We start from the raw sequence: 13,675 nt of genomic DNA on the forward strand, positions 1-13,675 counted from the left end.
CTGTAATCAAACAGTGCTTAGACCGATACTAAAGGTGCCAGACTGGCTCGATTCCAATAGAACGTGCTGAGCTTAAAGATCACAACCTACTTATGCAATCTTTTGCCCGTTAATGAATTTTGATACCTTAACATATGAGACCGAAGAGGTAACTCAAACGATCTCGAACTCGAACTGACGGATAACCCGTCTGATCGATGGAATAGGCCTCTGATCTTGAATATCATCCATGAAACTATTTGAATTACTAATGAAGCAATTTTTCCAAACTCTTTACCAACTCAGGATTCCTATAAATCCACCCATGCCGCTGCCCCTCGATCACCTTGAAGGAGTCTTCTTCTTTCAAAAACTCCGTTAAACGAATAGACCGTTCAACGGAGAGCACCTCATCATCTTCGGCGTAGAAAATATGAACAGGTTCTTCTATCTCCTGAAGTGCTAGATCAGTGCGCAACGGATATCGAAGTACTGCATCCGGTAAAAAGGAAAACGCGGTATCTTTTACATCCACAAGGCTATAAAATGGAGTCCACAGGATCAGCATTTTAGGATCATAGTCTGCAGCTACCTGTGCTGCAACTCCTGAACCCAATGAATAGCCAACCAGGATAATATTCTCTTCCCCATATTCCTCTGCCATTTTCCCAAATACATGCTTTATATCCCCCACCAGATCGGCTTCATTATCCATATCACCCCGACTTTTTCCATAGGTTCGATAATCCGGATAGATCATATCATAGCCGATATCCAGAAACATGGTGTACTTATCCGAATTAGTGAGATTGGCCCCGCGATTTCCATGCAAATACATCACCAGTCCTTTTGCAGAATCCGCTTCAGTGAATGCATGAATGGCGTGGATACTAACACCTTCCTCAGGTTTAAACCAACGCTCATTGAATTCAAAACTGTAGTCATAGCGAGCATCTGTTTCCAGTACCCTGGGGTGAAAAATGATGCTCTCCTGAATGAAATAGAAATAGCCACACACCGCTAAATAAAGACATACGAGTAATGGCACAAATGCGAAAAATAATTTCTTAAATCTATTCATCTTTTCTTCTTTCTATCAACACAATAATAACTTTTAAATTTTAATAAGTTGGAATTATGAAGAATGATTTCCCATTGAACAACTGAATATTAATTAAAATTTTATTCATGAAAACTTCTGATGGTTAACGAAGCTTGGTCAATCAGCTCTTTAATGATCACATTGCCCAACCCTGCGATCACCAATGGAGACATTGGCACCTCTCTTTTCTTGGGTTGCCTTTTTTTCTGACGATTTATCCCAGGGTTGATCCCGCTTACGCGGTTTTACCCTGGGCTATAAATATGTGACCCCTACAGGGTCAAGAAGGAAAGAGGACTAAAATTTTGTCTGCGAATTATCCAACATCTACAGCAATGACCGGTCTTATAATGAGAGTTCACCTTATTTAAGGTCAGCCCCAGCCATTTCATGGATCTTTTTCCATTCACTTTCCCGAACCGGGGTAATGGAATAGCGTCCCAGGCGGAATAATTCCATGTCGTCAAGTGATGCTTCTTCTTTCATAGCGTCACGGGTTACATTGTTCTCAAACTTCTGAACGAATTTAACATCCACTAACTGCCAGCGGGGTTCGCTTTCGGAACTTTTCTCATCAAAATATTTTGAGTCGGGATCGAACTGAAGAGGATCGGGATATGGCTCGCTGGAAACTTCCATCGTTCCTACAATAACCGGTGTAGAAATGTTGGAATGATAAAACAGAACCCCATCTCCTACATTCATTTCATCGCGCATAAAATTACGAGCCCCATAATTCCTGACTCCTGTCCAGGGAGTTTCTCCATCTTCTTTTAAGTCATCAATACTATAATCTTCCGGTTCCGATTTCATTAGCCAATATTGTCTCTTAGCCATAATCTCTTAGTTAATTGAATTAAACTTTTGATTTTTATGAAGTAAATGAGGGAAATTATGAATTTTGGATTATGAATTGTGAATTCAATTCAATTCAAAATTTAAAATTTCTCATTCCAAATTGTATTTCTTTACGTACCACAAAATTGTTTGGCGGAGCATTCCGTCGAAATCCTGGGAGGCTTCCCAGCCGAGCTCGTTCTTGATCTTTGAAGCATCGATCGCATAACGGAAATCATGGCCGAGCCGGTCTTCCACAAAAATGATCAGGTTTTTATAATCTCCATCCGGGCCTTTCGCAACTTCTTCATTCAGGATATCACAGATCTTGCGAACCAGGTCAATATTCTTCCACTCATTGTTTCCGCCGATCACGTAGGTTTCTCCGGCTTTGCCGGTACGGAATGCTACATCAAGGGCATCGCAGTGATTATGAACAAACAGCCAGTCTCGCACATTCTCTCCTCTTCCATACACCGGTATCTCGTTATGCTGAATGGCATTTCGAATTACCACCGGAATCAATTTTTCATCATGCTGATGCGGGCCATAGTTATTGGAGCAATTGGTAGTCACCACATTCATTCCATAGGTTTGATGGTATGAACGCACGATGAAATCACTGCCGGCTTTGGAGGCCGAATACGGGGAATTTGGGGCATAGGGAGTATCTTCGCTAAAGAACCCCTCTCCTTCCAACTCACCATACACCTCATCAGTAGATACATGCAGAAAACGGTTGTTCTTCCAGGCATTTTCGTCTTCTTTCCAAAGCAACCGGCACTCCTCCAAAATATTGAATGTGCCTACAATGTTGGATTGAATAAATGGCTCTGGTCCCTGAATAGAATTATCAACGTGAGATTCTGCAGCCAAGTGAAAAACTCCCTGTGGCTTGAATGATTTCACCACATCCTTGACCTCATCCCGGTTTACAAGATCTACTTTTTTGAAATAATATCTTCCTGAATCTTTTAGGGATTTAAGATGTGAATGATCGGAAGCGTAGGTCAGCTTATCCAGATTGAAGATCTCCCAATCCGGGTGTTGTTCATTAAGCCTTAAAATAAGATTGGAACCTATAAATCCGGCTCCTCCTGTTACAATGATGCGCATATTAAAATAGGTCTTCTTCTTTGATGGATGAAAATAATGGCAATTTTCGGTCTTTTTCAGACAAGATCGGGCGGTTCACATCCCAGTTTATTCGGATCATAGGGTCATCCCAGCGTATGCCTCGTTCTCCCTCCGCATTGTAATAATCAGAGCATTTGTAGGCTACAATAGCTTCATCTGATAACACCGAAAACCCGTGGGCAAAACCTTTAGGGATATAGAGCATTCTTTTGCTTACATCCGATAATTTTATAGCTACATAATTCCCGAATGAAGGAGAATCTTGGCGAAGATCAACTGCTACGTCAAGAATAGAGCCTTTGAGACACTGTACAAGTTTAGCCTGAGGATTTTCAATTTGGTAATGCAATCCCCGAACTGCGTTTCTATAAGACCGGGATACATTATCTTGTACAAAGTTCTCCTCAATTCCGTGATCAGCGAGAATTGATTTACGGTACGCTTCAAAAAAATAGCCCCGGTCATCTTCAAATACCCTTGGCTCAATAATTTTAACAGCAGGTATACGTGTTTCAGAAATTTTCATGATTCAAGTTCAGCCAACATATTTTTTAAACCTTCTTTCCAGTTGATAAGTGAAATGTTGGGGATGTTAGCAATTTTCTGAGTATTTAACAGTGAAAAAGCCGGTCGCTTTGCTTTGGTAGGAAATTCAGAACTATCCACCGGTTCTAAATTTACCTCTGATCCAGATTGTGTAAAGATCTCTTTTGCAAAGTCAAACCAGGTGATCTTACCGAGTGAACTCAAATGATATATCCCCGAAATATTCTGTACTGATAATTCCCAGGTATTTTTCACAACATTTTCAGCAAACGTAGGGCATCCATACTGATCATTTACCACGCTCAACTCATCCCTTTCGGAGGCAAGGCGTAACATCGTCTTCACAAAATTCTGCCCATATTTACCGCAAAGCCATGATATCCGGATGATCAAATAGTTACAGTCTGATTCCAGGATCGCTTTTTCACCGGCTAATTTACTTTCCCCGTATACATTCACAGGATTTGTTGGGTGGTGCTCAGTATAGCCCTTTGGATTTTCAACATGGTCTTCTTCTGTTCCGGAAAATACATAGTCCGTAGAAAAATGTACAAGCTTGATGCCCTTCGATGCACAGTAATCAGCTAAATTCTTAACTCCATAAGCATTTACTGCAAATGCCTTCTCTTTTTCTGTCTCAGCATTATCGACGTTGGTATATGCGGCACAGTTAATAATGTGGTTAGGTTTTAGATTATTTAAAACCCGTCTTACATCCTCATGGTCGGTTATATCCAGATCAGACGAAGGAAGTGAGATGAACTCCACTCCCTGCTTATTCAAATAGTTCACCCATTGATTCCCAAGCTGTCCATTTCCACCGGTAATCAAAATCCTCATTTCAACTCCTTACTAACTCATTGGCAACCTGATAGGACTCAAATGTACCGGCGTCGGTCCACCATCCTTCCATAAGTGAACTTTTCATTGCGCCTTTTGAGATATAGAAATTATTCACATCGGTGATCTCCAATTCTCCACGGCCGGAAGGCTTTAAGGTTTTAATGCAGTCAAAAACAGTATTATCATAAAAGTAGATTCCGGTAACTGCATAATTTGATCTGGGGTTTTCCGGTTTCTCCCGAATGGAAACGACCTTTTCACCTTCCAATTCAGCTACACCGTATCTTTTTGGGTCAGGTACTTCTTTTATCAAGATCTGAGCTCCGGTCCCATCATAATTATCCATCGCTTGTTGCAGGGATGATTCAAAAATATTATCTCCCAAAATGACAACCACAGGTTCACCTCCTGCAAAATTTTCAGCAAGCCCTAATGCCTGTGCAATACCCCCTGCCTCATCCTGAACTTTATAGGTAAACCGGCAACCGAAATCTTTTCCTGAACCCAAAAGAGTAACTACATCTCCCATATGGTCTGTCCCGGTCACAATGAGGATCTCCTCGATGCCAGCTTCTGTTAATTTTTCAATGGGATGATAGATCATTGGCTTTTCACCAATCGGAAGAAGATGTTTATTCGTAACCTTGGTTAAAGGATATAACCTTGACCCTGTTCCGCCTGCGAGAATAATTCCTTTCATAGGTTGAAATATAGGTATTAAATATTATTTATTTGAGGCTAAGGATATTCATGGAATTTCTCAATGAAAGTTAAGAAAGAATATATATACTGCTTTGAACAATACGGTTATTAAAATTATCCTAAGGCAGTTAGAATTGATTAATCTACATGTTCACCGTTGTAATACTGACTATATTTATATGCAGAAATTATGCATATGACCAAAGCTCTAAAATTATCATTTACGATTATTCTGCTGATCTTATCAGCAAGCGGCTTAACTAAAGCACAGGATGTGATCCGTGCTTCGGGGGGGACAGATCTGTCCATTGACCTCATTTCAAGCGGCCAATATGTTGGAATCACCGGACCTACCATACGGGAAACGGCTACTGGTCAATTATCTCAGAATGGCACTATTATTTTAACTCTGCCTGCAGGTTACGAATGGAATACCGCTTTGACGGGTGCTGACATCACGATAACAATAACACCAACCGGTGCAGCAAATACACAACTTCTGGCAAGTTTTTCTGGCTTCAACAATACACAGGAGGCCGAATTTACAATAGATGCTGAAAGTGTTACCAGAGGAAATGGACAAGGGCCGGGTCGTATTGAAATATCAGGGTTACAGCTTAGGCCTGCGACTACAGCAGTACCTGATATCGGGAATATCGCGAACACAGGTACAACCGGACCAAATGTCAATTATGGCGACCTAAGTAAAGTTGCCGGTTCAATCGAAGAGGTGTCTATAGAAACTTCTGCTAACGGTTCCGGACAGGTAGTCCCGGCTCAGGATATTCTGGCAGGCAACACTCTTACCGTTTATGCTATTGGCCGCGATATTGGCGGTAATTTTGTAGAGAACGTGGCTTTAGCCAGCGCAAATGACTGGTCAATTACCAACGTAACAGGCAACATCCCTTCTACCGCATTGGATCCAGCCGTGAATCTCAGAAGTGCTACCTTTTCATCTCAATTGACAGGAAGCACAAATATTCAGGCCTCTCTTTCAGGAGTAACTTCAGTTCCATCAGGAACCATTACCGTATTGCCGAGAGATGCAGATCAGATCGTTATTAATACACAACCACCGGCCACTGCAGTTGCCGGAGAAGTATTTAGTAATGATGTTGTAGTTCATGTATTAGATATTTTTGGAAACCTTGCAACAACAGACAACTCAACTCAGGCCACAATATCCATCAACAGTGGAAATGGAACCCTGTCAGGGACTCTGATTCAAACCGCCGTGAATGGAGTTATTACTTTTGATGATCTATCTACAGATATTGCCAACACTATAGATCTATCAATCACTAGCACCGGTTTAAATTCTCTGACTACTACTACCGTTGAGATAGATAATAATATTCCTGCAGGACTTACCTACCTGGTTCAACCCGCCAACACCGCGCAAAATCAAACTATTACCCCGCCAGTACAAGTTCAGCTTGTTGACACTTTTGGAAATTATGCAGACACCCAGGGCATTACTATCGATCTCAGTGCAAGTGTTGATCTTGATGGAAGCAGCGTAACCTCTGTTTTAACGGATGAGGATGGTAAAGCTGTTTTCGATAATATCGTAATTGGTAACACCGCTGCATTGGGTAGCGCAACTCTCACCGTACAGAATGCTGCCGGAACATATTCTCAGGTCAGCAATACTTTTGAGGTCATTAGCCTCAACTCTCTGGCTCGTTTCGTAGTGGAATCAACCTCAGATACTCCTATTGCTGAACAAACAGCCGGACAGCCATTTGATATCAGGATCAAAGCTATAAACGGAAACGACGAAATTTATACTGATTTTGCAGATACCGTTCGGATCACATCAAATTCACAGATCATAGTTAATGGCAATCCTGTTTCCGGCTTGACCTCTTTACCATTTGAGAACGGTGTTCTGGATACTACAATCACTCTCACAACTGCAGGTTTATCAACTATCAGCGTTGAGAATGAAGAATTAAGCAGGTCAGGTCAGAGTAATGAATTCAATGTTCTTCCCGGCACACTGGATCCACTGACAACCTTGATCACCGCCAACCCGACAGAGATCCTGGCAAATGGCAGCAGCACTTCAGAGATCACCGTTCAGTTGAGGGATGAGTATTCCAACAATTTGCAATCGGGTGGAGAAACAGTTGAGGTATTTACCGATTTTGGAACCTTTACCGGAAACACCACAAGTTATACGGCTGTCGATCAAGGGGATGGAACATATACTGCACTGCTGACATCCTCACAAAATGCATCTGAAACAGCTACGATCACTGCCGAAGTAAACTCAATTTTAGTTCCTGATAATGCCACTGTTGATTTTACACAGGGCGAGGTTGCCGGCTTCATCATTGATCTTCCTTCCTCAGGTTCAGGTCCTGATACCCAAACCGCCGGTGTTCCCTTCCCTATCGATGTTCAGGCTATAGATGCCTATGGTAATGTGGTTACCGATTTTGACGGGGATGTGGCCATTAGTTCGAATTCCAATATTACAGAGGGAGCCAGCGCTGCTTTTGTGAATGGTGAATTGTTAGGCCATGAGATAACCCTGACTCAAAGCAATTTAACAGCTACCCTGACGATCACAGCTAACGACCTGTTCAATGTGCAGACGACAAGTGGAGAGTTTGTTGTTGAAGCAGGCTCTCCGGATGCTGCAACTTCAGTGGTAGTAGCAGATCCAAGCGTGCTGCAAAATCAGGGAAGCAGTGAATCAACGATATCCATTGTTCTTCGGGATGCCTTTAACAACAGGGTGCTGGAACAGGTACCTGTATCACTCAATCTGACTCAACTGGAAGAAAACGGGAACCCATCACCTGATGGGGTGGCAAATGCCAGTTTATCAACCCCAACCTGGAATGCGACACAACAGAATTACATCGCAACCCTAACTTCTACAAATACCATTGAGTTGGTTGAAATAACGGGAAGCTATGGAAACAGTCCTTCTACCCAAATCACTCAAACTGCAACTGTAGATATTGTAAATCCAATCATCTGGACAGCCAATGCGGGCGGTCCTGCAGGTAACAGGACAGACTGGACCAATCCGGAAAACTGGAATCCCCAAACGGTTCCTCAGGCTGATGATTACGTTATAATTCCTGATGTTGCAGAACTTCCGGTACTGGATCTGAATATAACCTTGGGTAGTTTTGAAATTCAATCCGGTGCTTCATTAACCCTATTTGGTGGTAATGCCATCTCAGTTAGCGGAGCCCTAATCGTGGACGGGATCTTAGATATTTTGGATAACACAGACATTACAACATTGGGTGGTTTTACGGGATCCGGTACTTTTACGGCCGGTGCCCAAACAAATGTCACCGTTGGAGGAGATATCACGGTAGGTAGCTTTCTTGCCCGTAACACAGGAGCTACTATCACATTAAACGGTGAAAGTCCACAAACAATATCAACTCCGAACTTTTTGGCACAGATTCTGAACATTGAAAATGACGTGACTTTTAGTACCGGATCCGATCTGCTGGATGTAAATATTTTGAACATTGTAAGTGGGAATACCTTTGAACTTCAGTCAGGTGCCGGCATAACGCTTGATGTAACGCAACAGATAACAGGTCAGGGAACCCTTCTACTCAATGATAATACTTTTGTACTGAGAGGTAATGCAAGCCTTGAAAACATAGACGCAAGTGATGGTACTGTTATTTTTGGTATCAGGCTGGACGAGAGTTTTGTTGATTACCCTGACCTGCAACAACAGCAGATCTCTAATCTAACCGAGATGCAAAACGCGGTCATCAACAATACAGAAGGAGTACAAACTTTTGATGATATTCTTATTTCAGGTGACCTCACCCTGCAAAACGGACCGCTGATCCTGAGTTCTGGTAAAAGTCTTATTGCACCTAACATCACATATGTGAATGGCACATTACGAATGCTGAGAAATATCAATGCTTCCCGCGGCTGGAGAATGATATCTGCCCCATTGCAGAGTGACTTTGATGACTTTTTGGACAAGACGGTTACCCAAGGCTTTACTGGGGCAAGTCTTGGAAACGATCCTGCCGACTCTCTTCAACCCAATGTGCTTTGGTATAACACAACCTATGAAGTAGCTGCTGAGTCACTAGGTACCACTGATAATCAGCGCTGGAGGGCTCCCGCTAACATTACTGAAACTCCTGTTGCCGGTCGGGGTTACTTTGTTTATTTCTTTGGAGATATCCCAAGCGATCCACGTTATAATACTCCTCTCCCACTTTCCCTGGATATTGAGGGACCGGAATATCCGGCAGCAACCGGTACCTTTAACTTCTCTGAAGTAGCCTACAACGAAAATTCAGAGGGGTGGAATCTGGTTGGAAATCCATTTGCTTCCAGCCTCGACTGGGATAATCCCGGCTGGACAAGAACCAATATCGATAAAGTGCTATATGTCTGGGATCCGGTGACCAACGACTACTTTTACTGGAATGGCATTGGTGGCGGTAATCTTGATGGAACTAAACTCGGCAATGGCATCATTCGGCCTTTTCAGGCTTTCTGGGTGAAGGCAAACGCGGATAATCCCGTACTCTCGGTAGATCAAAATGCCCGTACTACCGGGGGGACTTTCCTTAGCAAAAATAATAAAGAGCCTGAGGTCATTGCGCTGGAACTTTCATCCGGTGAATACTCCAAACCGACACACATTACCTTGTCGCCCGGTGGAAGAACACAAAAAGATGATCGTGATGCCATACGACTGCTTCCTTTCGAAACAAATACCTATCTGGAGTTCTTCACGACTTTGGATGACGGTACTCAGCTGGCCATCAATAATCTGGCCCGTGATTTCGGTTCGGAGATCGAAATTCCATTGCACGTTGGAGGTTTTGAAAATGGGATCCCGCTTAATGGTTCATTTACTATAAAACTTCATAATCTGGATGAACTTCCACAGGGATGGTCTATAACTTTAAAAGACAAAGAAACGGATCGGCAGATCGACCTCAAGGATCAAGAGACATACACATTCGATCTGACACAGCAGGCCGGAAAAGCTAAAATGAACACAGTTCAGAACTTCAGTCTCACAAATGCCTCATCTCAGTCTAAGGCTCAGGCCGATCTGAATTCCAGATTTACCCTTATCCTTTCACCGGGGGAAGATGCTGACGGACTGCCGGATCAATTTGAATTGTACAACAACTACCCCAACCCTTTTAATCCCACCACTACCATCCGCTTTGCGGTCCCTATCGAAGGACCGGTTCAGCTTGATGTGTATGATATTCTCGGCAGAAAGGTCACCCAACTTGTAGATCAAAACTATCAAGCCGGTTTTCATGAAGTAACCTGGAAAGCCGGAAGCTTCGCCAGTGGGATATATATCTATCGGCTTACTACCCAAAGCGGGGTTTTTGATAAAAAAATGAGCCTGATCAAGTAATGTGCTTTGAATCTGATTAGATAAAAAAATCTAATTTGTATTCATCCAATCTCTATTCATATTTGATTCGTAACATTAATTGCTTTCGGGACTCTTGAAAGAAGATAGCACAAATATTAAAATTTTTTAATATTTTACATTGAATATCACAATCAATTTTCAACATTATGGTCGGTTATAGCGAACTCTTACAAACAATGGCAGCCATGGTCATATTTTCAATGATCTTGTTGAATGCCAATCTTATGATCCACCGAAATACGATCATGCAAATTGATGGAGAACTGGAGCAGGAAGTTATTGCTTTGGGGCAGGAAATTATTGAAGAAGCACATACCAAAGAATTTGATCAGGTAACGGTTGGAAAGAACCTCCCTCCTGCTAACATCCCCGGAGATTTTACCGGGTATGGCAGCTTGGGTAGGGACGGTGAGGGTTCCAGAAGGTATTACAACGATTTTGATGACTATAACGGGCATTTTGAAGTTGCCCAAACCCAACACGGCGATTTTGAGATCAATGTTGAGGTTGTATATTTAGATGAGAACACCATGGAACCGGTTGCCGCTAAATCTACCTTCAAAAAAATTACAGTTACTATCACCAGTGAATTTTTAAGAGATAATGCAGGGAATCTGCAAAGCTATCAGCTTGAATTTATTCGTAATTATTATGCTGACTAAAAGGAAAAAGATATGAATGTAGGACTAGTTGCAAGTTATGTCATAGCCGGGATCATCCTTGTTTCAATGTTAATGATGAACATGCGTGTTTCAAACAGCAGTGTTGAATTAACATTAACTCAAATTACCAGGGAGAAAGCTTCAACTATCACTGATATGATCTATGATGATATCCCTAACATGGGGTACAACCTTACAAGTACTACCACCGATATCCTGACCATCGCTGACTCAAATAAAATTCAGTTCTACAGAAAACTGGACAAATTCTCGCCCGGGAACCCTGAATTAATTACCTGGGAATTAACGGATGAGCCGGTAACGGAAACTCAGAACCCAAATGATGTGATCTTGAGACGTACCGTAGAAGTAAATAGTACAACAGAAGTTACTGATATCAACTTAGGAGTAACCCGCTTTCGGATTTGGTATTTTGATGAGTTTGGTTTATCAACACTGCCGGAAGACGGTGAATTTATACCAACACCGGTCAATGGAGTAATGAGAGATTCTGTAAGACAAATTTATATCGCATTAGAACTACAAAGCCCGGAGCCTTTGAATATAGGTTTCACAGGAAACAGTCGTTATATCCGGTCCGGGTGGGAAAAAAGATTTTCCCCAGGCAATCTGGCGAATTAATATAATAATTAGGTGATCTACTATGGGAAGAGCAATGTTAATAATATGTTCAGCCGTCCTTATTTCGATGGGCTTTATAAGCATGAGTACATCCAAGCAAGGAAAGCTGCTTACACAGAATAATGTGGATTATGCTGAATTTACTATGGCTAAAAATACGGCACACTCCGCCATTCAGTTAGCTATGCAGGAAATAAATCAGGATGATACTTTCCTGACCACTCATAGCGAAAGTAATCCATGGACAGGGAGTATTGAAGGCCGGACATTCGGATTATATATTGATGCTTTAAACAATGTGGCCGGTAATAGTTACTGGCAAACTGACTCTATACGAATTGTTTCAAACGCAACTCAATATATCCAAAAAGGAAGTGGAACAGATTCAATTACTGTAGAAGTGGTAAGCCTTTATCTTAAGGAAAGCTTTAGCTCTTTGGTACCTGCATTTGGCGGGGCGCTCCAGTTTCCTACCGGATATGGCAGTCTTACAGCTGACGGTAATGCTCATGAAATCAATGGAGCACCACCGCATTGTGCTGCAAAACCGGCTATCGTTACGGGGAATCAGGATGTATATGATGATTTAAAAACCAAAGATGCTAATGATGAGCTTAATATTATAGGTGGTGATATATCTTATGACTCCACCTTGAATTATAATCCTACCGATGAACTTATCGAAAGACTTAAGAGTTCGGGGAATGCAGTTATAGTAGATGAAAATTATTCCGGTTCATTAGGAACTGCATCTAATCCCGGCGTATTTTTCATAAATGGTCATGTTACATTAACCGGTCAACAAAGTGAAGGGTATGGTATCATGATCATTCAAGATGGTGCCTACATTGATTATGCTCAAGACGGTCTTTTAACCAACATCGTAGAAATCAGGGGGAATTTTGAGTTCAACGGTTTGGTCATCTTTGAGAATGCTAAATTATTTGAAGGAAAAGGTACACCAACTATCAATGGTTCAGTACTTGTAGGTCAAACAAACGATTCCGCTCCTATAGATATTAAATTATCTGGTAATGTTGCAATTAATTATGATTGCGACGGAGAAAATTATGCAAAAATTGCAGCCGCAGATGCAGTACAACAAAATAAATTTTCAAGGGTAGTTACCACAGAAAGCTCAAACTTCACCGGTATTTAATTACAACAAAGTTTGTTAAGCAGAAGCTGGTAATTATCGGCTTCTGCTTTTTTTATTGTCTCTATCGAAAATAAAACCTGAACATACAGGTTGATCAGGGGCAGAACCTCGGGCTGAAAATAGCTCCTGTCGAATTAAAATATATTAACTGGTTTTACTTCCCATTTAAGGTGACCTTTAGAGTGTATAAACATGTTCTATCCAATCTACCTTTATTTATGAAAAGCACGGTTTTAGCAGCTTTATTCTTTGTTTTTGGATTTCAACAGATCTATGGACAAGACACTGGCGGAGGTATTTCTGCAGACATCAATGTAAGTGCTGAAGTCATGCAATCCATTCAGCTCGTTACGGTAAACTCCATGCGCTTTGGAGATATGCAGCCGGAACAAGGGCAGATCTATATCAACCCAATAACCAGCTTAAATGCAGGCTTTATGATCGCCATCGGAACCCCTGATACAGAATTTCGATTAAATTACCTGCCCGAGAGAGAGCTGACCCATGTAAGCGGGAGATCATCTCTAACTTTTACTTACGAGATCTCAGGCAATACCGAAGAAAATCAGGCTACTTCCGAGTTACTGGATGTTGACAACCGTAACATTCGTTTCAACAGTGAGGGGCGTTATTACATTTGGGTAGGC

General features: G+C 41.9%; 11 protein-coding genes. 5 read left to right on the forward strand and 6 right to left on the reverse strand.

The window, feature by feature from the left end; genetic code table 11:
- Positions 1-247: 247 nt before the first annotated feature.
- From VFM80_RS06610 to VFM80_RS06635, 6 genes are all read right to left on the reverse strand, one after another.
- On the reverse strand, positions 248-1,060 hold the full coding sequence (locus tag VFM80_RS06610) for an alpha/beta hydrolase (RefSeq protein ID WP_395070773.1): 813 nt from the start codon (positions 1,058-1,060) through the stop codon (positions 248-250).
- Positions 1,061-1,444: 384 nt separating this feature from the next.
- On the reverse strand, positions 1,445-1,918 hold the full coding sequence (locus VFM80_RS06615; RefSeq protein ID WP_395070774.1) for an EVE domain-containing protein: 474 nt from the start codon (positions 1,916-1,918) through the stop codon (positions 1,445-1,447).
- Between the two features lie 111 nt (positions 1,919-2,029).
- Positions 2,030-3,034, reverse strand: a complete 1,005-nt coding sequence (gene rfbB / locus VFM80_RS06620; protein WP_395070776.1) for a dTDP-glucose 4,6-dehydratase — start codon at positions 3,032-3,034, stop codon at positions 2,030-2,032.
- Position 3,035: 1 nt separating this feature from the next.
- Entirely contained in the window at positions 3,036-3,581 is a 546-nt protein-coding gene (gene rfbC / locus VFM80_RS06625) for a dTDP-4-dehydrorhamnose 3,5-epimerase (protein ID WP_395070778.1), read from the reverse strand.
- On the reverse strand, positions 3,578-4,441 hold the full coding sequence (gene rfbD / locus VFM80_RS06630; protein WP_395070780.1) for a dTDP-4-dehydrorhamnose reductase: 864 nt from the start codon (positions 4,439-4,441) through the stop codon (positions 3,578-3,580). The genes rfbC and rfbD overlap by 4 nt, the downstream gene beginning before the upstream one ends.
- A 1-nt stretch (position 4,442) precedes the next feature.
- Positions 4,443-5,144, reverse strand: a complete 702-nt coding sequence (locus VFM80_RS06635) for a sugar phosphate nucleotidyltransferase (RefSeq protein WP_395070782.1) — start codon at positions 5,142-5,144, stop codon at positions 4,443-4,445.
- 198 nt (positions 5,145-5,342) lie between these two features.
- Between VFM80_RS06635 and VFM80_RS06640 the strand changes: the two genes are divergently transcribed.
- The 5 genes from VFM80_RS06640 to VFM80_RS06660 form a co-directional block, all read left to right on the forward strand.
- A complete protein-coding gene (locus tag VFM80_RS06640; protein WP_395070784.1) occupies positions 5,343-10,544 on the forward strand; it encodes an invasin domain 3-containing protein in 5,202 nt (1,733 codons plus the stop codon).
- Between the two features lie 206 nt (positions 10,545-10,750).
- Positions 10,751-11,227, forward strand: coding sequence for a hypothetical protein (locus tag VFM80_RS06645; RefSeq protein WP_395070786.1), 477 nt, complete (start codon positions 10,751-10,753; stop codon positions 11,225-11,227).
- 12 nt (positions 11,228-11,239) lie between these two features.
- Positions 11,240-11,869, forward strand: a complete 630-nt coding sequence (locus VFM80_RS06650; RefSeq protein ID WP_395070788.1) for a hypothetical protein — start codon at positions 11,240-11,242, stop codon at positions 11,867-11,869.
- A gap of 82 nt (positions 11,870-11,951) precedes the next feature.
- Positions 11,952-13,028: a hypothetical protein gene (locus VFM80_RS06655; RefSeq protein ID WP_395070790.1), complete on the forward strand. Its 1,077-nt coding sequence runs from the start codon at positions 11,952-11,954 to the stop codon at positions 13,026-13,028.
- Positions 13,029-13,246: 218 nt separating this feature from the next.
- Positions 13,247-13,675 (forward strand): hypothetical protein (locus VFM80_RS06660; protein ID WP_395070792.1); only part of this gene is annotated, 429 nt, incomplete at its 3' end.

Origin of the sequence: Gracilimonas sp., from assembly GCF_035704785.1 — a bacterium.
Lineage (GTDB): Bacteria > Bacteroidota > Rhodothermia > Balneolales > Balneolaceae > Gracilimonas.